General features: G+C 63.8%; 18 protein-coding genes. 16 read left to right on the top strand and 2 right to left on the bottom strand.

The features are described from left to right. The first annotated feature begins 168 nt into the window (after positions 1–168). From dusB to hflX, 8 genes are all read left to right on the top strand, one after another. Entirely contained in the window at positions 169–1,197 is a 1,029-nt protein-coding gene (dusB, locus tag NKH03_RS07315; RefSeq protein ID WP_352967854.1) for a tRNA dihydrouridine synthase DusB, read from the top strand. After that, positions 1,194–2,336, top strand: coding sequence for a two-component system sensor histidine kinase NtrB (locus tag NKH03_RS07310; protein ID WP_352967853.1), 1,143 nt, complete (start codon positions 1,194–1,196; stop codon positions 2,334–2,336). Before dusB ends, NKH03_RS07310 begins: the two co-directional genes overlap by 4 nt. Continuing rightward, positions 2,333–3,793: a nitrogen regulation protein NR(I) gene (gene ntrC / locus NKH03_RS07305; protein ID WP_352634499.1), complete on the top strand. Its 1,461-nt coding sequence runs from the start codon at positions 2,333–2,335 to the stop codon at positions 3,791–3,793. The genes NKH03_RS07310 and ntrC overlap by 4 nt, the downstream gene beginning before the upstream one ends. 128 nt (positions 3,794–3,921) lie before the next feature. Next, on the top strand, positions 3,922–6,207 hold the full coding sequence (locus NKH03_RS07300; protein ID WP_352967915.1) for a sensor histidine kinase NtrY-like: 2,286 nt from the start codon (positions 3,922–3,924) through the stop codon (positions 6,205–6,207). Beyond that, entirely contained in the window at positions 6,197–7,558 is a 1,362-nt protein-coding gene (gene ntrX, locus NKH03_RS07295; RefSeq protein ID WP_056588733.1) for a nitrogen assimilation response regulator NtrX, read from the top strand. The genes NKH03_RS07300 and ntrX overlap by 11 nt, the downstream gene beginning before the upstream one ends. A gap of 98 nt (positions 7,559–7,656) precedes the next feature. Continuing rightward, the gene (locus NKH03_RS07290; protein ID WP_352868437.1) at positions 7,657–8,520 is read left to right on the top strand and encodes a D-amino-acid transaminase; all 864 of its coding nucleotides are present in this window, start codon (positions 7,657–7,659) and stop codon (positions 8,518–8,520) included. Positions 8,521–8,665: 145 nt separating this feature from the next. Further along, the gene (gene hfq / locus NKH03_RS07285) at positions 8,666–8,911 is read left to right on the top strand and encodes an RNA chaperone Hfq (RefSeq protein WP_006202172.1); all 246 of its coding nucleotides are present in this window, start codon (positions 8,666–8,668) and stop codon (positions 8,909–8,911) included. Then, entirely contained in the window at positions 8,912–10,303 is a 1,392-nt protein-coding gene (hflX, locus tag NKH03_RS07280) for a GTPase HflX (protein ID WP_352868439.1), read from the top strand. A gap of 6 nt (positions 10,304–10,309) precedes the next feature. Here the strand turns inward: hflX and mazG are convergent, their stop codons facing one another. Together mazG and NKH03_RS07270 are read right to left on the bottom strand one after the other, a co-directional pair. After that, a complete protein-coding gene (mazG, locus tag NKH03_RS07275) occupies positions 10,310–11,134 on the bottom strand; it encodes a nucleoside triphosphate pyrophosphohydrolase (RefSeq protein ID WP_352967852.1) in 825 nt (274 codons plus the stop codon). 139 nt (positions 11,135–11,273) lie between these two features. Next, positions 11,274–12,458, bottom strand: coding sequence for an amino acid aminotransferase (locus tag NKH03_RS07270; protein ID WP_352967851.1), 1,185 nt, complete (start codon positions 12,456–12,458; stop codon positions 11,274–11,276). A 195-nt stretch (positions 12,459–12,653) separates the two neighbouring features. On the opposite strand from NKH03_RS07270, the gene NKH03_RS07265 reads away from it, so the two are divergent. The 8 genes from NKH03_RS07265 (at position 12,654) to NKH03_RS07230 (ending at position 20,810) form a co-directional block, all read left to right on the top strand. Then, entirely contained in the window at positions 12,654–13,175 is a 522-nt protein-coding gene (locus NKH03_RS07265) for a sigma-70 family RNA polymerase sigma factor (protein WP_352967850.1), read from the top strand. Beyond that, a complete protein-coding gene (locus NKH03_RS07260; protein ID WP_352876308.1) occupies positions 13,172–13,945 on the top strand; it encodes an anti-sigma factor family protein in 774 nt (257 codons plus the stop codon). Before NKH03_RS07265 ends, NKH03_RS07260 begins: the two co-directional genes overlap by 4 nt. A gap of 42 nt (positions 13,946–13,987) precedes the next feature. Next, positions 13,988–14,704 carry a Bax inhibitor-1/YccA family protein gene (locus tag NKH03_RS07255; RefSeq protein WP_352967849.1) on the top strand — a complete coding sequence of 239 codons (717 nt, stop codon included), beginning with the start codon at positions 13,988–13,990 and terminating at the stop codon, positions 14,702–14,704. A 372-nt stretch (positions 14,705–15,076) separates the two neighbouring features. Continuing rightward, complete coding sequence (locus NKH03_RS07250) at positions 15,077–15,721, top strand: helix-turn-helix domain-containing protein (RefSeq protein WP_352967847.1); 645 nt, start codon at positions 15,077–15,079, stop codon at positions 15,719–15,721. Positions 15,722–15,849: 128 nt separating this feature from the next. Then, on the top strand, positions 15,850–16,509 hold the full coding sequence (locus NKH03_RS07245) for a 2Fe-2S iron-sulfur cluster-binding protein (protein ID WP_352876303.1): 660 nt from the start codon (positions 15,850–15,852) through the stop codon (positions 16,507–16,509). A gap of 3 nt (positions 16,510–16,512) precedes the next feature. Continuing rightward, complete coding sequence (locus NKH03_RS07240; RefSeq protein ID WP_352967845.1) at positions 16,513–17,493, top strand: FAD binding domain-containing protein; 981 nt, start codon at positions 16,513–16,515, stop codon at positions 17,491–17,493. Positions 17,494–17,510: 17 nt separating this feature from the next. Beyond that, entirely contained in the window at positions 17,511–19,838 is a 2,328-nt protein-coding gene (locus NKH03_RS07235) for a xanthine dehydrogenase family protein molybdopterin-binding subunit (protein ID WP_352967843.1), read from the top strand. A gap of 99 nt (positions 19,839–19,937) precedes the next feature. Then, a complete protein-coding gene (locus NKH03_RS07230) occupies positions 19,938–20,810 on the top strand; it encodes an aldose 1-epimerase family protein (protein ID WP_352967841.1) in 873 nt (290 codons plus the stop codon). Positions 20,811–20,846 lie beyond the last annotated feature (36 nt).

Raw genomic sequence — 20,846 nt, 5'->3', positions numbered from 1 at the left:
CCAAAGTGTCAAAGCCCGTCCTGAGTGACGCGCGGCGCTTTGGTCGCCGCCAATCCCGAAGGCCGGCATTTTTCCAATTGCGCCTTAATGTGGCGTCATTCCGCGTTGCACATTGCGGCGGTTCTGGCTAGAGAATGTGCAGCGAATGAACGTGCTTGGTTTTTGTGCATGGTTAACTTGACCAAATTGGCCGCGCCGCTCGATGTCGGTGGTGTGAAAATCCGCAATCGCGTGTTCCTCGCGCCGATGTCGGGGATTACAGACGAGCCGTTCCGGCAACGCGCCCACGCGCATGGCGCAGGCCTGGTCGTGTCCGAAATGGTGGCCAGCGGCGAGCTTGCCAAGGGCAGGACCGGTTTCAACCTGCGCATACGCCACTCCGGGCTGCCGGTCCATATGGTCCAGCTTGCCGGCCGCGAGGCTGCGCACATGGCGGAAGGCGCCAGGATAGCCGCCGGCGAGGGCGCCGACATCATCGACATCAACATGGGCTGCCCGGCCAAGAAGGTTACTGGCGGCTATGCCGGCTCGGCATTGATGTTGGATCTCGACCATGCGCTGTCGCTGATCGACGCCGTTGTCGGCGCGGTCGACGTGCCGGTGACGGTCAAGATGCGGCTCGGATGGGACGAAGGCGCGCTCAACGCGCCTATGCTGGCGCGCCGCGCCGAGCAGGCCGGCGTCAGGATGGTGACCGTGCACGGCCGCACGCGCTGCCAATTCTATCAAGGCAAGGCCGACTGGCGCGCCATCGCCCGCGTCAAGGAAGCCGTGTCCATCCCGGTCGTCGCCAATGGCGATGTTTCTTCGCCAGCGGAAGCTGCCGACATTCTCGACCAATCCGGCGCCGATGCCGTGATGGTCGGCCGGGCGCATTGTGGTGCTCCCTGGATCGCCGGCGGCATTGCGGCGGAAGCGACAGGCGAGACGACGCCAAAGCTTCCACGGGGCCCGATGGCGCTGGCCGACTATGTCGTCGCCCACTATGAGGACATGCTGGCACTTTATGGCGTCGAGAGCGGCCTACGCCAGGCGCGCAAGCACCTCGGCTGGTATCTCGACCGCCATGCCGGCGGTGTCGCCGACGACAGCCGAAGGGCCATACTGACCGCATTCGAGCCCGCGCGCGTCATTGGCTTGCTGCGCGACGTGTTTTCGCGCGATCCGCAACCATTGAACCTGCGGAGCGCGGCATGAACGCCAACGTCACACAGGGCAGCGAGATGGCCGACGCCGCCCATATCGTGCTCAACACCATCCGCCGCCCGGTAATCATGGTCGATACGGACGGGTTCATCACCTACGCCAACGCCGATGCCGAGGATTTCTTTCGCTCGAGCGCGACGATGCTGGCGCGCAACACCCTGTCCAAGCTCATTCCGTTCGGCAGCCCTTTACTGACCTTGGTCGATCAGGTGCGCGAGCGCCGGGCTCCGGTCAACGAATACCGGGTCGACGTATCGTCGCCGCGCCTCGGCATCGAGAAGGTCGTCGATCTCTATGTCGCGCCGGTGCCGGAATTTCCGGGTTCCGTGGTGGTGATGTTCCAGGAACGGTCGATGGCCGACAAGATCGACCGGCAGATGACGCATCGGGGCGCGGCGCGCTCGGTGACCGGTCTGGCGGCGATGCTAGCCCATGAGATCAAAAACCCGCTCTCCGGCATCCGGGGTGCTGCCCAGCTCCTCGAACTGTCGGCTTCCGACGAGGACCGTGCGCTGACGCGGCTGATCACCGACGAGACCGACCGCATCGTGTCGCTGGTCGACCGCATGGAGGTGTTTTCCGACGAGCGGCCGATCGATCGCTACCCCGTCAACATCCATGTCGTGCTCGACCATGTGAAGGCAATTGCCAAGAACGGTTTTGCCAAGAGAATCAAGATATTGGAGGATTATGATCCTTCATTGCCTCCGGTGTTTGCCAACCGTGACCAGCTCATCCAGGTGTTCCTCAACCTGGTCAAGAACGCCGCCGAGGCGATCGGCAGCGACCCACAGGGCGAGATCGTTCTGTCGACCGCCTTCCGGCCGGGCATCCGCGTTTCCGTTCCGGGCACGCAGGACCGCGTCTCGCTGCCGCTGGAATTCTGCGTGCGCGACAACGGCTCGGGCGTCTCGGAAGATATTTTGCCGATCCTGTTCGACCCGTTCATCACCACCAAGCCAAACGGCTCGGGGCTGGGGTTGGCGCTGGTCGCCAAGATCGTCGGCGAGCATGGCGGCATCATCGAATGCGAATCGACGCCGCGCGGGACCACATTCCGCATCCTGATGCCGGCCTGGAAAGAGACGCCACACGGCGCCGATGAAGACGGTGAAGGAGACCGCAAATGACCGTTCGCGGCAATATTCTCGTCGCCGACGACGATGCGGCGATCCGCACCGTCCTAAACCAGGCTCTATCGCGCGTCGGCCACGAGGTGCGCGTCACCTCCAACGCTTCGACGCTATGGCGCTGGGTGGCGGCGGGCGAGGGCGATCTGGTCATCACCGATGTGGTGATGCCGGACGAGAATGCCTTCGACATGCTGCCGCGCATCAAGAAGGCGCGGCCGGAACTGCCGGTTATCGTCATGAGCGCCCAGAACACCTTCATGACGGCGATCCGCGCCTCCGAAACCGGCGCCTACGAATACCTGCCGAAGCCGTTCGACCTGACCGAGCTGCTTAACATCGTCAACCGGGCGCTTTCCGAACCGCGGCGGCCGAAGATCGATGCGCGGCCGGAAGAACAGCCCGACGCAATGCCCCTGGTCGGCCGCTCGGCAGCCATGCAGGACATCTACCGCATGCTGGCGCGCATGATGCAGACCGACCTGACGGTAATGATTTCGGGCGAATCCGGCACCGGCAAGGAGCTGGTGGCGCGCGCGCTGCATGAATATGGCCGCCGTCGCGGCGGCCCGTTCGTTGCCATCAACATGGCGGCAATCCCGCGCGATCTGATCGAATCGGAGCTGTTCGGCCACGAGAAGGGCGCCTTCACCGGCGCGCAGAACCGCTCGACCGGCCGCTTCGAGCAGGCCGAGGGTGGCACGCTGTTCCTCGACGAGATCGGCGACATGCCGATGGAGGCGCAGACGCGCCTGCTGCGCGTCCTGCAGCAGGGCGAGTACACGACCGTTGGCGGACGCACGCCGATCAAGACCGACGTACGCATCGTCGCCGCCACCAACAAGGATCTGCGCACGCTGATCAACCAGGGGCTTTTCCGCGAGGATCTCTTCTATCGCCTCAACGTCGTGCCGCTCAGGCTGCCGGCGTTGCGCGAGCGCTCCGAGGACGTGCCGGACCTCGTCCGCCACTTCTTCAAGCTCGGCGAGATGGAAGGCCTGCAGACCAAGCGCATCTCGTCGGGCGGCATCGAACTGATGAAGCGCTATCCGTGGCCGGGCAATGTGCGCGAACTGGAAAACCTGGTTCGCAGGCTCGCCGCGCTCTATTCGCAGGACGAGATTTCCGCCGAGATCATCGAAGCCGAGCTCAAGACCGGCGAACGTCCGGTAGTGCCGGGCGGCGGCAACCTCATTCCCGACGACCTGTCGATCGGCCAGGCGGCCGAGCATTTCCTGCAGCGCTATTTCGCCTCCTTTGCCGGCGAATTGCCGCCCGCCGGCCTCTACCAGCGCATTCTGGCCGAGGTCGAATATCCGTTGGTCCTGGCCTCGATGACGGCCACCCGCGGCAACCAGATCAAGGCCGCCGAATTGCTGGGCTTGAACCGCAACACGCTGCGCAAGAAGATTCGCGAACTCGGCGTCAACGTCTACAAATCGTCGCGGCAGGGCTGAGCCCAATCCGAACCTCGCTCTCTTTTCGGGGGACGGCTCGCGAAAGATTTCCGTCTCGGTCACACTTGTTGCATAATCGCCACAATGCGTTGCATACATCCGACGCAATCATGGCTCTAGACGGCGACATGGCTCCGCAGGCACCGACAACAAACCAACCGCTTTTCAGCGAACCCGGCGCGCGTGACGGGCGCCGGCTGCTGGCGCTGCCCGGCGTGGTCGCGGTCGTCGGCGCGCTGATGACGGCGGCGATCTCGTTCACCATCCTTGTCGGCGCCACGCCGATCACGCCGAACGAGTCGACGACGCTGGCGCTGATTGCCCTCAACGCCGCTTTCGTCCTGTTCCTCATCGCGCTGGTCGGGCGTGAAGTGCACCGCATCCTGATGGCGCGCCGGCACGGCAAGGCGGCCTCGCGGCTGCATGTGCGCATCGTCGCCATGTTCGCTCTGGTTGCCGCCATTCCCGCGATCATGGTGGCCATCATCGCCTCGATCACACTCGATATCGGCCTCGACCGCTGGTTCGAGATCCGCACCAAGACGATCGTCAATTCGTCGCTGTCGATCGCCGACGCCTATGTCCAGGAAAATGCCCGCAACCTGCAGGGCACGACACTGTCGATGGCCTATGATCTCGATGCGTCGCGCACGCTCTACGGTCTCGATCGAACCGGTTTCCTCGACCTGATGAACAAGGAAGCCGTGGGCCGGTCGCTGGCGCATGCGGCGTTGATCAAGCCTGACGGCTCTTTCGTGATGAGCGCCAAGACCGATACGAATTTCGCCATGCCCGAGCCGCCGGAAGGCGCCGTGGCGAGCGCTGCCGACGGCAAGCCGGTGCTGATCGAGCCGAAAACGCGCAACATCATGGGCGCCATCGTCAAGCTGCGCGAGATCGAAGGGCTCTATCTCTACACCATTCGCCTCGTCGATCCGGAAGTGATCAAGGCAAGGCAGATCGTCAGGTCCAACACCGACGAATATCGCGGGCTGGAAGACAACCGCCGCACTTCGCAGGTGGCCTTCGCGCTGCCCTATCTGTCGCTGACGCTGATCATCATCCTGTCCGCGATCTGGACCGGCATCGCCGTCGCCGACCGTCTGGTCCGGCCTATTCGCCAGCTTATCGGTGCCGCCGACGAGGTGGCGACCGGCAATCTCGACGTTGCAGTTCCCGTCAGGCCATCGGATGGCGATGTCGCCTCGCTCGGCGACACGTTCAATAAGATGCTTCTGGAGCTGAAATCACAGCGCAACGAGATCCTGTCGGCCAAGGACCTGATCGACGAACGGCGCCGCTTTTCGGAAGCCGTGCTTGCCGGTGTTACCGCCGGCGTCATCGGCGTCGACCCCTACGGCATCGTCACCATCGTCAACCGTTCGGCCGAGGCGATGCTGGCCATTTCAGCCAACGCCGCCCTTGGGCAGAACCTCTCAGCCGTGCTGCCACATGTCGGTCGCGTCTTCGAGATCGGCCGCAAGTCCGGCAAGCCTGTCTACCGCGAGCAGGTGACCTTCTACCGTGCGGGTGCCGAGCGGACCTTCAACGTGCAGATCACCATCGAGGCCGGCGATGACGGCTCGGAGGAAAAATCCTATGTCGTGACGGTCGACGACATCACCGATCTGGTTCAGGCGCAGCGCTCCTCCGCCTGGGCCGACGTGGCGCGGCGCATCGCCCACGAAATCAAGAATCCGCTGACGCCGATCCAGCTTTCGGCCGAGCGCATCAAGCGACGCTTCGGCAAGGTCATCACCGAGGACCGCGAAATTTTCGATCAGTGCACCGACACCATCATCCGTCAGGTCGAGGACATTGGCCGCATGGTCGACGAATTCTCGGCTTTCGCCCGTATGCCAAAGCCCGAGATGAAGGCTATCGACCTGCGCGAATCGTTGCGCGAGGCCTCGTTCCTGGTTGAAGTCAGCCGGGCCGACATTGCCTTCGAACGCGTCTTCGGCAACGAGCCGCTCAAGGGCACCTTCGACAGCCGTCTGATGGCGCAGGCTTTCGGCAATGTGATCAAGAACGCCGCCGAGGCGATTGACGGATTGGAACAAAAGGATGGTTCGCACGGCATAATCCGGATTCAAGCCGGGCGCCAGAATGGTGCGATTCGCATCGACGTCATCGACAATGGCAAAGGCCTGCCGCGCGAAAATCGCCAGCGGTTGCTCGAGCCCTATATGACGACGCGCGAGAAAGGTACCGGGCTTGGCCTCGCTATCGTCAAGAAGATCGTGGAGGACCATGGTGGCAGGCTGGAACTTCACGATGCGCCCCCGGATTTCCACGACGGACGCGGCGCGATGATCAGCATCATCCTGCCGCCCGCGGCCGCCGCGGCTCCACGCGGCGAAAGCAGGACGGAAAACGAAAGAGAAACTGAAAAGGTCGGTAATGGCGTCTGATATTCTCATCGTCGATGACGAGGAAGACATCCGTGAACTCGTCGCGGGCATCCTGAGCGACGAAGGTCACGAAACCCGCACGGCATTCGATGCCGACAGCGCGCTGGCGGCGATCGCCGATCGGGCGCCGCGGCTGATTTTCCTCGACATCTGGCTGCAGGGCTCGCGTCTGGACGGCCTAGCGCTGCTCGACGAGATCAAGACGATGCACCCGACCTTGCCGGTGGTGATGATCTCGGGCCACGGCAACATCGAAACGGCGGTCTCCGCCATCCGTCGCGGCGCCTATGACTTCATCGAAAAGCCGTTCAAGGCCGACAGGCTGATCCTCATTGCCGAGCGTGCGCTCGAGACCTCGAAACTGCGGCGCGAGGTTTCCGACCTCAAGCTGCGCAGCGGCGAAACCTTCGATCTGATCGGCATGTCGTCGGCGATGAGCCAGTTGCGCCAGACCATCGAACGCGTCGCCCCGACCAACAGCCGCGTGATGATCATCGGCCCGTCAGGTTCGGGCAAGGAACTGGCCGCGCGTGCCATCCACACGCTGTCGGCGCGTAAAACCGCGCCGTTCGTGACGCTGAGCGCCGCCAACATTACGCCCGAGCGCATGGAGATCGAGCTGTTCGGCACCGAATCGAACGGTGTCGAGCGCAAGGTCGGCGCGCTGGAGGAGGCCCATCGTGGCATCCTTTACATCGATGAAGTCGCCGACATGCCGCGCGAAACGCAAAACAAGATCCTGCGCGTGCTGGTGGAGCAGCAGTTCGAGCGGGTAGGGGGCACCAAGCGGGTCAAGGTCGATGTCCGCATCATCTCGTCGACCTCGCAGAACCTCGAAGCGATGATAGCCGACGGCCGTTTCCGCGAGGATCTTTACCACCGCCTGGCGGTGGTTCCGGTCATGGTGCCGGGACTGGCCGAGCGGCGCGAGGACATTCCCTACCTCGTCGACAATTTCATGAAGCAGATCGCGCGCCAGGCCGGCATCAAGCCGCGCCGCATCGGCGATGACGCGCTGGCCGTACTGCAGGCGCACAATTGGCCGGGCAACGTTCGTCAGCTGCGCAACAATGTCGAGCGTCTCATGATCCTGGCCCGCGGCGACGACGTCGATGCGCCGATCACCGCCGACCTTTTGCCGGCCGAGATCGGCGATGTCATGCCGCGCACGCCGAATCAATCCGACCAGCACATCATGGCGCTGCCGCTGCGCGAGGCGCGCGAACAGTTCGAGAAGGACTACCTGATCGCCCAGATCAATCGCTTCGGCGGTAACATCTCGAAAACCGCCGAGTTCATCGGCATGGAGCGCTCCGCCTTGCATCGCAAGCTGAAGTCCCTGGGCGTCTGAGCACGGCGTCCGGCCATCCGCACTTGGGCCAACCATTTGCCGGTTACGGCGGCGGCGGAATCGCATAAGAAAGCCCGAGAATTTCCGAGGGGTCGCCAATGCCGCGCATTGCCTATGTCAACGGGCGCTACGTCGCTCACGCGGACGCTGCCGTGCATATCGAGGATCGTGGCTATCAGTTCGCCGACGGCGTCTATGAGGTCTGCGAGGTGGCGCGTGGCTTCATCGTCGACATGCCGCGCCATCTGGCCCGGCTGAACCGCTCGCTGACCGAATTGTCGATCGCCTGGCCGGTCACTGCAGGCGTGCTGCCGCTGATCCTGCGCGAGGTGGTCAACCGCAATCATGTCGCCAACGGCCTGGTCTATGTCCAGGTGACGCGCGGCGTCGCCAGCCGCGACTTTGTCTTCCCGTCCGCCGACACCAAGCCATCCCTGGTGGTGACCGCCAGGAAGGCCGATCCTGCCGCTGGAGCAAAGCGCGCCGAGACCGGCATCTCGGTCATCACGGTGCCGGAGAACCGCTGGGATCGCGTCGACATCAAGAGTGTCGGGCTGCTGCCCAATGTACTGGCCAAGCAGAAGGCCAAGGAAGCTGGCGCGCAGGAGGCGTGGTTCGTCGACACCGATGGTAACGTCAAGGAAGGCGGGTCGTCCAACGCCTGGATCGTCACCCGGGATGGTGTCCTTGTCACCAGGCCGGCCGAGCATGGCATCCTGCGCGGAATCACCCGCACGACCATGTTTGAAGTGGCGGCCAAGCTAGGCCTGAAGATCGAGGAGCGTGGCTTTTCCGTCGCCGAGGCCAAGGCGGCACGCGAGGCGTTCATCAGCTCCGCAACGACAATCGCCATGCCGGTCGTGGCCATCGACGGCGATCCGGTCGCCAATGGGCACCCCGGCTCAGTAACACTTTCGTTGCGGCAAGCCTTTTTTGACATTGCGGAAAAAAGTCCAGCCTGATAACCGCACAGGTGGAATGAACATCAATATATCTCGTTCTGCTTGTCGTTACTGACGACAAGACGGTGTTTGCGAGCTTGACATGCGCCCGTTAATTTGGCGCATTGGCTTGCAAACCGAAGGGGATCGGCGAAAGACAAGAACAATGGCGGAACGATCGCAAAACCTTCAGGACCTGTTCCTGAATTCAGTTCGCAAGAGCAAGAACCCGCTCACCATCTTCCTCATCAACGGCGTCAAGCTGACCGGCGTGGTCACTTCGTTCGACAATTTCTGTGTCCTGCTGCGCCGTGACGGTCACTCCCAGCTCGTCTACAAGCATGCCATTTCCACGATCATGCCGAGCCAGCCGGTTCAGATGTTCGATGGCGAGGAAAGTCAGGGCGCCTGATTGGCACGTGAGAAAGACGCGGACGCTACCGTTCGCGGAAAACCAGCGCATCATCCCGGGACGGAAGCCAAGGGCCCGACCCGGGCCGTTGTCATCGTGCCCGTCCTTACCCGCCACCAGCGCAACGACGACGAGACCAACCGTCCACGGCTGATGCGTTCGGCTGATGCTCGTCACGATGAGGCCGTCGGCCTTGCCCGCGCCATCAACCTTGATCTGATCCATACCGCGGTGGTGACCGTCAACGATCCGCGCCCGGCGACGCTGCTCGGCAGCGGCAAGGTCGCGGAATTCGCGGAAATCGTCAAAGAGGGGCATGCCGAAGTGGTCATCGTCGACCATCCGCTGACCCCGGTGCAGCAGCGCAATCTCGAGAAAGAGCTGGACGCCAAGGTGCTGGACCGCACCGGGCTGATCCTCGAGATATTCGGCGAACGCGCGCGCACCAAGGAAGGCACGCTGCAGGTCGAGCTCGCCCATCTCAACTACCAGAAGGGTCGCCTCGTGCGCAGCTGGACCCACCTCGAGCGCCAGCGCGGCGGCGCCGGCTTCCTCGGCGGCCCTGGCGAAACGCAGATCGAATCCGACCGGCGGCAGTTGCAGGAAAAGATCATCAAGCTGAAGCAAGAGCTGGAAACGGTGCGCCGCACCCGCGACCTGCACCGCGCCAAGCGCAAGAAGGTGCCGTTTCCGGTGGTGGCGATCGTCGGCTACACCAACGCCGGCAAGTCGACGCTGTTCAACCGGCTGACCGGAGCGGATGTACTGGCGCAGGACATGCTGTTCGCCACGCTCGATCCGACGCTTCGCCGCGTGCGCCTGCCGCATGGTACGCCGATCATCCTTTCGGACACGGTCGGCTTCATTTCGGACCTGCCGACGCATCTGATCGCGGCTTTCCGCGCCACCCTGGAAGAGGTGGTCGAGGCCGATCTCGTCATCCACCTGCGCGACATTTCCGATCCGGACACCGCGGCTCAGGCCGAGGATGTCGAGCGCATCCTCGCCGACCTCGGTGTCGACGCCGGTGACGCCAAACGGGTCATCGAAGTCTGGAACAAGATCGACCGGCTCGACGAAGGCAACAGAGGCCGGCTGCTCGCCGATGGCGCCGATGCCAGCAAGGCGCCGCCGATTGCGGTGTCGGCGGTGACCGGCGAGGGGATCGATGCGCTGAAGGCGATCATCGAGACACGGATGGCGGGCGAACTCGAAGACCTGACGGTGACGATCGAGCCGGCGCAGTTCGGCCTTGTCGACTGGCTCTATCGCAATGGCGATGTCGTTTCGCGAAGCGACAATGATGATGGCAGCGCCACGATCTCGCTCAAGGCCACGCAAAGCGCCCGCGAAGAGATCGAAAGCAGATTGCGTCGGAAAAACAACGGCTAACGCGGGTTATTTCACGCCTTTGGCTTCCTGCCACAGCGCTTCCATCTCGGCCAGATTAGCCTTTTCCAGCGTGCTGCCGGATTTTTCCAGGGCCTGTTCGACATAATGGAAGCGTGAGCGAAATTTCTCGTTGGTGCCACTCAGCGCTGCTTCCGAATCGAGCTTAAGGTGCCGGCCGAGATTGACGACGGCAAACAGCATGTCGCCGAACTCGTCCTTGATCGAGGCCGTCTCGCCTTTCGCCAGAGCCTCGCGCAATTCGCCGATCTCTTCCTCGATCTTGTCGAGGATGGGGGCTGCCTCGCTCCAGTCGAAGCCGACGCGAGCGGCCTTCTCCTGAAGTTTCAGGGCTCGCGTCAGAGCGGGCAGGGCGACCGGCACGCTGTCGAGAAACCCCTTGCCGTTGTCCTCGGGGTCGAGGCCCCGGGCGAGGCGTGCTTGTCGTTTCTCCGCCTTCTCCTCGGCCTTGATCTTTTCCCACATGCCCTTGGCCATGCCGGCGCTGCGGGCCTTTTTGTCGCCGAAGACATGCGGGTGGCGGCGGATCATCTTGGTGGTGATCGCCTGGACCACGTCGCCGAAGGCGAATTCACCCGCCTCTTCAGCCATTTGCGCGTGGTAGACGACCTGCAGCAGAAGATCGCCGAGCTCGTCGCGCAGATCGTCGAGGTCGCCGCGCGCGATGGCATCCGCCACCTCATAGGCTTCCTCGATCGTATAGGGCGCGATGGTCGAAAAATCCTGTTCGATGTCCCAGGGACAACCGGTCTTTGGGGCTCGCAACGCCGCCATGATCTCGATCAGGCGCGAAATGTCTTTCGATGGCGTCATCTAGAGCTATTCCAGGAAAAGTGTGAAACGGTTTTTGTCCGGAATTGCGTCAAAACAGTCTATCGGATGCTATCCCGCGGCCAGCCGCGCGGGCAACGCTGTCAGCCGGCTCGGAAGCCTTGTCCACAGGTGAGCCGCTTCAGTCGAGTACAGAGACGATCGCCTTGGCGAGTTCGTCCATGCCGTCCTCGGGCAGGCCTGCCACATTGATGCGGCTGTCGCCGACCATGTAGATGCCGTGCTCGGAACGCAACCGTTCGACTTGCGCTTCCGTGAGGCCAAGGCGAGAGAACATGCCGCGATGGCTGGCGACAAAATCGAAACGATCGGAATTGGACTGACGCCGCAGCGCTTCGGCGAACTGGATCCGGAGCCTGAGCATGCGCAGCCGCATCTCTTCGAGTTCCGCCTCCCAGTCCGCACGCAAGGCGGCGTCTTCCAGCACGATGCGCACGGCTGCCGCACCGTGATCCGGCGGCATCGAATACATGGCGCGCGCCGCCGACAACATCTGGCTCATCGCCACATCAGCCTGTGCGCCGTCCCTGGCCAGGACCATTGCCGCGCCGACACGGTCGCGGTAGACGGCGAAATTCTTCGAGCAGCTCGAGGCGACCACCATTTCCGGAACCTTCGCGGCCAGCAGGCGCAAACCGAGGGCGTCGGCCTCGAGGCCATCGCCAAAGCCTTGATAGGCGATGTCGACAAACGGCAGCAGTTCGCGCTCGACGACCAGCTCGGCTACGGCCGCCCACTGTGCCGCATCCAGATTGGCGCCGGTCGGGTTGTGGCAGCAGCCATGCAGCAGCACGACGTCGCCGCTCTTTGCCGTCCGCAGCGCTGCCAGCATGTCGTCGAAACGCACAGTGCCCGATGCGGCGTCGAAATAGGGGTATTCGCGGATCTGCAGGCCGGCAGCACGCATCACCGGCATGTGGTTCGGCCAGGTCGGGTCCGACAGCCAGATGGTTGCGTCAGAGCGTGTCCGCTTCAGCAATTCCGCCACCAGCCGCAGCGCTCCGGAGCCGCCGGGCGCCTGTGCCGCGCGGATGCGTGTCATGTCGGCGCCGGGACCGAAGGCGAGCTTGGCCATCACAATGTTGAAACCGATATCGCCGGCAAGGCCGAGATAGGTCTTGGTGTCCTGCCCCTGCAGCAGCCGCTTTTCGGCTTCGCGCACGGCCCGCATGACCGGCGTCTTGCCGTCGCGATCCTTGTAGACGCCGACACCGAGGTCGACCTTGTCGGGCCGCGGGTCGGCGCGATAAAGGCCGATCAGCGCAAGGATCTTGTCGGCGGGGGCGGGCTGCAGGGCTTCAAACATCGATACGGCTCCAATGGCGGCGGAGTGATACGCAAATCGGTCGCGTTTCGCCAGCGCTTTTCCTGCCGTCTCAGCCTGCACAAAGCTTTCTGGGGGCAGCAGCGAACGATGTCCTCCAGCGAACCCGGCGAAGAAAATTGGCAGGGCAGGGATTAAAATCCCCACATGCTCCGTAAACTGGACATGAAACCGTCGATGCCACGCTTTGACATCATAGGACAGCTCGGTTCGCTGCGCCGCTACGCGCGCTCGCTGACGCGCGACAGCGCGGATGCCGAGGATCTCGTCCACGACGCGCTGGTGCGCGCTTATGAACGGCGCGACACCTTCCGCTCCGGTGGAAACCTGCGCGCCTGGCTGCTGTCGATCGTCCACAACACCTTCATCGACAAGATGCGATCCCGCGGGTCGGAAGCCTCGCGCCTCCAACAGGCCGGATATCTTGCCGATGGCAGCACGCCGGCGCCGCAGGAGCATTCGGTGCGCCTGGCTCAAGTGCGAGAAGCCTTTTTCAGCCTGCCGGAAGAACAGCGTTCGGCGCTGCACCTCGTCGCCATCGAAGGCCTTTCCTACAGCCAAGCCGCCGATGCCAGCGGCGTGCCCCTGGGAACGCTGATGTCACGCATCGGCAGGGCGCGTGCCGCATTGCGAGAGATGGAGGCGGCGGCACCCGCGAAGGCGAAAAACCACCTCAGGATCGTTGGAGGCCAGTCATGACAGCAGCTGTCGATCCCGTGACCGATATCGATCTCGACGCCTATGTCGACGACCAGATCGACGTCGCCCGCCGCATCGAGGTCGAGGCATTTCTGTCCGCCCGGCCGGAGGCAGCGGCGCGCGTGATGTCGGATCTCCGAACCCGCGATGAACTGCGCGTGGCGCTTGCCGGCTCCTGGGGCATGGCGCGGCCCGCGACCGCCGACGCCGCGCGGCGGCTGGAGAGGGGGCTTGCCCGCGGCCGCATCTTCGGCGTGTTGCAGCGCGCGGCGGCGGTCGCTGCCTTCGTCGCCGCCGGCTGGCTGGCGAACGGCATCATCGGGCCGATGTCGGTGACCCAGGTCGTCGCCTCGCCGCAGCCGCCCGCCTATGTCGACGAGGCGGTGCGGGCCCACAGGACGACGCTGGTGCGCGAGAGCATGCCGTCGCAGCCGGAAGCGCCCAATTACAACGCCGGCGAGATCCGCGCCGCGACCGCCATCGTCATGCCGTCGCTGCCTGAGGACTGGAAGGTCCGCGACGTGCAGATCTATCCGTCGCGCTTTGGCCCGAGCGTCGAGATGGCGGTCGAGACCAAAGACATGGGGCTGGTGTCGCTGTTCGCGATCCGGCCGGGAACCTTCGACGTCGTCAAGCCGACCGTGGCGCCTTCGGGCGACATCTCATCGGCCTATTTCCAGATCGGCGAGGTTGCCTATGCGGTGGTCGGACGAAGCGAGGTCCACGACCTCGACCGTGCCGCCGAGACGCTCGCCAAGACGCTTTACTGATCGATCCACGCTTTACTGACCGATCCACAAAGGAGAATGCAAATGAACACGCCCAATCTGGGATACCGCACCGGCGCCGCCGCCCAAACCGGCGCCATCTTCGACGAGGGCCTGCGCCAGCACATGCTGCGCGTCTACAACTACATGGGCGTCGGCCTGGTGGTCACCGGCCTCGTCGCCTTCATGATCTCGTCGACGCCGGCGCTCTACGTGCCGATTTTCTCTAGCCCGCTGAAATGGGTGGTGATGCTGGCGCCGCTCGCCTTCGTCGTGCTGTTCTCGTTCAAGATGCAGACCATGTCGGCGGCCAGCGCCCAGGCGATGTTCTGGGCCTTCTGCGCGGTCATGGGCCTGTCGCTCGCTTCGGTATTCCTGGTCTTCACCGGAACCAGCATCGCGCGCACCTTCTTCATCGCCGCCACCATGTTCGGCGCCACCAGCCTCTACGGCTACACGACCAGGCGCGACCTGACCCAGTTCTCGTCGTTCCTCATCATGGGCCTGATCGGCGTGGTGATCGCCAGCATCGTCAACATCTTCCTCGGCTCGACCGCGCTGCAGTTCGCCATCTCTGTGATCGGCATCGCCGTGTTCATCGGCCTGACCGCCTGGGACACACAGACGATCAAGGAACAGTATGCCGAGAACTTCGACGCTGAATCGCGCCAGAAGCTCGCCGTCTTCGGCGCCTTCTCGCTCTATCTGAACTTCATCAACATCTTCCAGCTGTTGCTGAATTTCACCGGCGAACGCGAATAACGCCTTCCTGCCAGCCTGCCCGATCAACCAGATCGGGCAGGCCCGGCTTCCGTGCTGATCATCTCGCCATCGGAGGCCAGGCGAATAATTCCAACCCGAGCGTTCTGTTGCTCAAAAGTGCACCAGTAAAATATCGCGATGTCATTCAGACCCTTGCTTGGTCACGGACGGATTCGGAGCCGGGAGGAGAAGTCGGAAGCCCTGCAAACGGCAGCCTGGGTCGACTCTTCGGTCGTTTTCGACAATCGGCGCTGGGTGTGTCGGGACGCTGAGCTCCGCTGGACAGCTCCCCACCATCTGGTCGTACTGACCGAGGAAGGCGGGACGTCGCATACATCGATCCGCTCCGGGGAAAAGTCTGTCTACGACGGGATGGATCGTCCGGGAGACCTCACCTTCGTCCCCGCCGGCGCGGAGCGGCTCGGCACCTACCGGGACGTCAATCTTTCCTATTCGGCCCTGTGGATCGATCCCGAATTTCCAGGAAGCGAAAGCCTGGCGGATACGCCGATCCTGGTGAACAGGAGCGACAACGTCATCGCTACGCTTTTGAGTTCGCTCCGGGTCGAGATGGCGCTCGGCCACAAGCCGGACACTGCCTATGTCGAGCATCTGGCGGCGCTCGTCAGCTTGCGCGTGGCGATGCTGGCCGGCAAGCAGCTCCCGGCCGTGCGCTACGGTCATCTCGGCCGCCGCACGTTTGCCCGCATCCAGGAATACATCGAGGCACGCATCAACTCCGACATTTCGCTGAGCGAACTGGCGGCTGTCGCAGAGATGGGAGTCGACACGTTTGCGCGCCGCTTCAAGGCGACGACCGGTCTCGCACCTTACGCCTATGTGATCGAGGAATGGGTGCGGCGGGCGGAAGTCGTGCTGCGTGAAACCGGGGCGTCCATCGGCACCATTGCCTTTCGCTTCGGCTTTTCGAGCCAGAGCCACTTCACCGCGACGTTCCGGCGCCTCAGAGGCATGACTCCTCGGGCCTACCGGGTGCAGTTTTCTCCGGAATCCTGATAGTGCCGCCGATTTCCTGAAAGAAAAGCCGAGCCTGCCGGACCACGTCCATAGGTGTCGATGAGTGTCCGGCGCACCAGCTGTCGGGTCGCTGTCGAGCCCTAATCTTTGTGACCGGGAGATTACGCATGGCTGAGACGGACAACAGGAACGGACCGACGCGTCGAGCGGTGCTGGAAGGAGGGGCGGCGACCGGTCTGCTGCTGGCAACCGGGGTTCCGGTTGAAGCCCAGCAATTGGAGCCCGCCGTCGCAGCCGCGTCCACCACGCCGGGACCAAAGATGCCGGTGTCGCTGCGCATCAACGCCAGGGACTTTGCCGTCGAGCTCGATCCGCGGACGACGCTGCTCGACACGTTCCGCAATCATCTCGGCCTTACCGGTTCGAAGAAAGGCTGTGATCACGGCCAGTGCGGCGCCTGCACCATCCTCGTCAATGGCCGTCGGATCAATTCCTGCCTGACGCTCGCGGTCATGCATGAGGGCGACGAGATCACCACTATCGAAGGGCTCGCCGACGGCAACCGGCTTCATCCCGTTCAGGCCGCCTTCATCGCCCGCGACGGCTTCCAGTGCGGATATTGCACGCCCGGCCAGATCTGCTCCGCGGTTGGCATGCTGGGCGAGGCCAGGGAGGGTTGGCCGAGCCATGCCAGCGACGAAGTGGCGGCAGCTTCGGTCGCGCTCAACGATGCCGAGATCCGCGAACGGATGAGCGGCAATATCTGCCGTTGCGCTGCCTATCCGAACATCGTCGCCGCCATCCGCGACGCGGCAGGGGAGGCGTGAGCGATGCGGGCTTTCACCTATGAGCGCGCCGGGAGGGCGGAAGAGGCGGCCGCCGCGGTTGCCAATCGGCCGGACGCCAAATTCATCAGCGGCGGCACCAATCTCCTCGACCTGATGAAGCTCGATATCGAGCGGCCGGCGCATCTCGTCGACATCAGCCGCCTGCCGCTCGACCGGATCGAGGAAACCGTGGAAGGCGGCCTGCGCATCGGCGCACAGGTCCGCAACAGCGATCTTGCCGCCGAGCCGCGGGTGAGGTCGCAATACCCGATGCTCTCGCAAGCGCTGCTGGCGGGAGCTTCCGGCCAGATCCGCAACAAGGCCTCGACCGCCGGTAATCTCCTGCAGCGCACGCGCTGCTTCTATTTCTACGACCGCAACATGCCGTGCAACAAACGCGAGCCGGGTTCCGGTTGTGCCGCGCTGCAAGGCTTCAACCGCATGCATGCGGTCCTCGGTGCAAGCGAAGCCTGCATTGCGGTTCATCCCTCCGACATGGCGGTTGCCATGGCCGGGCTCGACGCCAGGATCGAGACCTTGTCGCCAGGTGGCGAAGCCCGCACCATTCCGATCGGCGACCTCCATCGTCTGCCCGGGGCAACGCCCGACGTGGAGACCGCGCTAGGCCATGGGGAAATGATCACCGCGGTCACCTTGCCACCCCCTCCACCCGGTCGGCAGCTTTACCGCAAGGTGCGCGACCGAGCCTCCTATGCCTTCGCACTGGTGTCGGTGGCGGCGATCGTCGAGAAAAGTGGCGACCGCATACGCAGCGCCCGCATCGCCATGGGCGGCGTCGCAGCCAAGCCCTGGCGCGCGACTGCGGCTGAGCAAACGCTCGCCGGCTCCGTGGCGTCCGATGGCGCTTTTACCGAAGCCGCCGAAGCCGCGCTGGCCGAGGCGGTCGGGCATGGCGACAATGACTTCAAGATCCCGCTGGCGAAACGGACGGTGCGGCACACGCTCGCCGCCGCCGCGAACTAAACATGCCAGGTGAGCCCATGCACAAGACCATAACGCCTCGCGGACAGTCTGCCGATTCAACCGGCTTTGATTCCCATTCAACGGTGAAATCTTCCCCACATGCTGAATTCATTGGTCGTCCGGTTGACCGCATCGACGGGCCGTTGAAGGTGACCGGCCGCGCGACTTACGCCTATGAGCATGCAGTCGACGACGTAGCTTGTGGATATATTCTCGGCGCCGCCATCGCCAAGGGCCGCATCGCGGAGATCGATATCTCGGACGCCGAAAGGGCACCGGGCGTAGTCGGCGTCATGACGCACCGGAATGCTCCGCCACAGCCGGATTTTGGCCCGACGGTGACACCGACCGTGCCGGAGGTTTTCACGCGCGCCCGACCGGCGCTCAACAGTGACAGCGTACGCTACTATGACGAGCCGGTGGCGCTGGTCGTCGCGGAGACGTTCGAGGCGGCGCGTGCGGCTGCGGGGCTCATCAGAGTGCGCTACGAAGAGGAGGTGGGCGCCTACGATCTACAAGCGCATCTTGACAATGCCTATGCACCCAGGCGGACAAATGCCGGCCTGGAGACGGACAGCGTTGTCGGCGACTTCGAGGGCGCCTTCTCGCAAGCTCCGGTCAAGATCGATGCCACTTATCGGACGCCCTTCGAGCACCACAACCCCATGGAACCGCATGCGACGATCGCCGTCTGGTCAGGAGACGAGTTGACGATCCATACATCGGCGCAAACGCTTGCGAATTATAGGGCAGGCGTTGCCAGCACGCTCGGCATGCCGCCGGAGCGCGTGCGCATCGTCAGCCCCTTCGTCGGCGGAGGCTTCGGTTCCAAGTTGATTATCCATGCCGACACGGTGCTGGCAGCGCTTGCGGCGCGGGTCTTGCAGCGTCCGGTAAAGATCGCGCTTACGCGCCAGCAGATGTTCGCCAACACCGGCCATCGCGCCGAGATGATCCATCAGTTGCGCTTCGGTGCGGACACCGACGGACGGCTCACCGGGATCTCGCATGACGTCTGGTCGGCGACGTCGAGCTTCGAGGAGTATTGCGAGCAGACGGCGGCCTTTGCCCGCTCGCTCTACGCGGCGCCGAACCGCCTCACGCGCCATCGCTTGGTTCGACTCGATATCAATCGCGGCGAATGGATGCGCTCGCCCGGCGAAGCGCCGGGCATGCTAGCCTTCGAATGCGCCATGGACGAACTTGCCGAGCGTCTCGGGCTGGATCCGATCGAGCTCAGGATCCGCAACGAGCCGACACAGGATCCGGAGCGCGGTGTGCCGTTTTCGACCCGCAACCTCGTGGCCTGCATGGAGGAGGGGGCGCGTCGTTTCGGCTGGCAGGGGCGGGATCCGGTGCCCGGCCGTACCCGGGAGGGCCGCAAGCTCATTGGCTACGGCATGGCGGCAGCGATCCGTCCGAACTATATCGGCGCGACGACGGCGCGGGTCGCGATCGACCGGGACGGCCAGGTAACGGCACGGCTCGACATGACCGATATCGGCACCGGCACCTATACGATCTTGACCCAGATCGCCGCGCAAAGCCTTGGCCTGCCGCTCTTATCTGTCAAGGTGGAGCTCGGCGACAGCCTTTTCCCACGCACCGCCGGCTCCGGCGGCTCCTGGGGCGCGACGAGTTCGGGTTCCGCGCTGCATCAGGCGTGCAGCATCCTCAAGCAGCGGATCCTGGAAGTGGCGCGGTCGAGCGAAGCTTCGCCGTTCCGTGGCGTCAATGTCAGCGAGGCGAACTTCGCCCACGGTGAAGTCAGGGTCGGCGAGCGTTCGGCAAGGCTGAGCGATCTCATTCGCGGCATTGCCCCCGACGGGTTCGAGGCCGAAGGCTCGGTTGCCGCCGCCAATGCTACCGAAACCTACAAGGCCTATTCCCAGCACTCCCACGGCGCACATTTCGCCGAGGTCGCGGTCGATTGCGATACCGGCGAGATCCGGATGCGTCGCTTTCTGGCAGTGATTGGCGCCGGCCGCATCCTCAACCCGAAGACCGCGCGCTCGCAAATCATCGGCGGCATGAGCTGGGGCATCGGCGCGGCGCTGATGGAGGAGACGGTGCTCGATCGGCGCTACGGCCACTTCGTCAACCACGACCTTGCCGAGTATCACGTTCCGGTCAATGCCGACATCGCCGGGATGGAGGTAGTCTTCCTCGAGGAACACGATGACAAGGCCAATCCACTCGGCGCCAAGGGACTCGGCGAACTCGGCGTCTGCGGGGCGGGGGCTGCTGTCGCCAACGCCGTCTACAACGCCACCGGCGTCAGGGTGCGCGAATTTCCGATAACCCTTGACAAGGTGCTGCCTGGCTTGCCCTTGACCGCCATCTGATCCGGCAAGCACCGGGACGAAGGCGCCAACATGCTCGCCCTTTGAGTCCGCGAAGGCTTTTGCTAACCTGGCTGTCCCGCCAGCAAACCGCGAGGACATATGGAACAAGACAGCCTGATGCTTCGCGGCGACGGCATCTCAGCGACCGTCGTCGGGCAGGGCGCCGAACTGGTCTCTCTGCGCGATGCCGACGGCACGGAGTTTCTGTGGCAGGCCGGCCCGGAATGGAGGCGTCACTCGCCGGTGCTGTTCCCGATCGTCGGGCGGCTGAAGGGCGACCGGTTGCACCATCAAGGCCAGACTTATCCGATGACCCAGCACGGCTTCGCGCGCGACAAGCCGTTTGCCTGGGCGGAGAGGGGGCCGGGGTCCTGCACATTGGTCCTCACCGACGACGCCGATACCCGTGCGCATTACCCCTTCGCCTTTCGGCTTGAAGTGACCTACGCGCTGGACCGCAAGCAACTTGGTGTGAGCTTCGACATCACCAACACCGGCGACGAGCCGCTGCCTGCATCGATAGGGGCGCACCCGGCGTTCAATTGGCCCTTGCTGCCGGATCTGGCCAAGACGGATTACCGGCTGATCTTTGCAGAGGACGAGGCTGCGCCGATCCGCCGGCTGAAGGACGGCCTGCTGTTGCCGACGCCGCAGCCGACGCCAGTCGAAGGCAATATCCTCAAGCTCTCCGAACGGCTGTTTGACGAGGACGCGGTGATTCTGGATCGGCCTGCCAGCACCAGCGTGCGCTACGCCGCCGACCGTGGTCCGGCGATCGAGATGTCGTGGCAAGGGGTTCAGGAGTTGGGCGTCTGGTCAAAGCCGGGTGGCGCGCCGTTCCTGTGCATCGAACCTTGGCACGGCATTGCAAGCCCGGTGGACTTCGATGACGATTTTATTGACAAGCCGGGCCTGATGCTCATCGTGCCTGGTGCGAAGCGCGTGCTGAGCTATCAGATACGGCTGCTGTGACGCCCTTGTTCGATAGACCCGGCCACACCGGCGGTG

Source organism: Mesorhizobium sp. M1406 (assembly GCF_040317555.1).
In the GTDB taxonomy this organism is placed as follows: domain Bacteria; phylum Pseudomonadota; class Alphaproteobacteria; order Rhizobiales; family Rhizobiaceae; genus Mesorhizobium.
This window is presented reverse-complemented; position numbering and strand designations above follow the sequence as displayed.

What these genes read in the sequence shown, in the direction of transcription:
- dusB (WP_352967854.1), top strand. Translation starts at nt 169, where the DNA reads ATGGTTAACTTGACCAAATTGGCCGCGCCGCTCGATGTCGGTGGTGTG.
- NKH03_RS07310 (WP_352967853.1), top strand. Translation starts at nt 1,194, where the DNA reads ATGAACGCCAACGTCACACAGGGCAGCGAGATGGCCGACGCCGCCCAT.
- ntrC (WP_352634499.1), top strand. Translation starts at nt 2,333, where the DNA reads ATGACCGTTCGCGGCAATATTCTCGTCGCCGACGACGATGCGGCGATC.
- NKH03_RS07300 (WP_352967915.1), top strand. Translation starts at nt 3,922, where the DNA reads ATGGCTCCGCAGGCACCGACAACAAACCAACCGCTTTTCAGCGAACCC.
- ntrX (WP_056588733.1), top strand. Translation starts at nt 6,197, where the DNA reads ATGGCGTCTGATATTCTCATCGTCGATGACGAGGAAGACATCCGTGAA.
- NKH03_RS07290 (WP_352868437.1), top strand. Translation starts at nt 7,657, where the DNA reads ATGCCGCGCATTGCCTATGTCAACGGGCGCTACGTCGCTCACGCGGAC.
- hfq (WP_006202172.1), top strand. Translation starts at nt 8,666, where the DNA reads ATGGCGGAACGATCGCAAAACCTTCAGGACCTGTTCCTGAATTCAGTT.
- mazG (WP_352967852.1), bottom strand. Translation starts at nt 11,134, where the DNA reads ATGACGCCATCGAAAGACATTTCGCGCCTGATCGAGATCATGGCGGCG.
- NKH03_RS07270 (WP_352967851.1), bottom strand. Translation starts at nt 12,458, where the DNA reads ATGTTTGAAGCCCTGCAGCCCGCCCCCGCCGACAAGATCCTTGCGCTG.
- NKH03_RS07265 (WP_352967850.1), top strand. Translation starts at nt 12,654, where the DNA reads ATGCCACGCTTTGACATCATAGGACAGCTCGGTTCGCTGCGCCGCTAC.
- NKH03_RS07260 (WP_352876308.1), top strand. Translation starts at nt 13,172, where the DNA reads ATGACAGCAGCTGTCGATCCCGTGACCGATATCGATCTCGACGCCTAT.
- NKH03_RS07255 (WP_352967849.1), top strand. Translation starts at nt 13,988, where the DNA reads ATGAACACGCCCAATCTGGGATACCGCACCGGCGCCGCCGCCCAAACC.
- NKH03_RS07250 (WP_352967847.1), top strand. Translation starts at nt 15,077, where the DNA reads ATGGATCGTCCGGGAGACCTCACCTTCGTCCCCGCCGGCGCGGAGCGG.
- NKH03_RS07245 (WP_352876303.1), top strand. Translation starts at nt 15,850, where the DNA reads ATGGCTGAGACGGACAACAGGAACGGACCGACGCGTCGAGCGGTGCTG.
- NKH03_RS07240 (WP_352967845.1), top strand. Translation starts at nt 16,513, where the DNA reads ATGCGGGCTTTCACCTATGAGCGCGCCGGGAGGGCGGAAGAGGCGGCC.
- NKH03_RS07235 (WP_352967843.1), top strand. Translation starts at nt 17,511, where the DNA reads ATGCACAAGACCATAACGCCTCGCGGACAGTCTGCCGATTCAACCGGC.
- NKH03_RS07230 (WP_352967841.1), top strand. Translation starts at nt 19,938, where the DNA reads ATGGAACAAGACAGCCTGATGCTTCGCGGCGACGGCATCTCAGCGACC.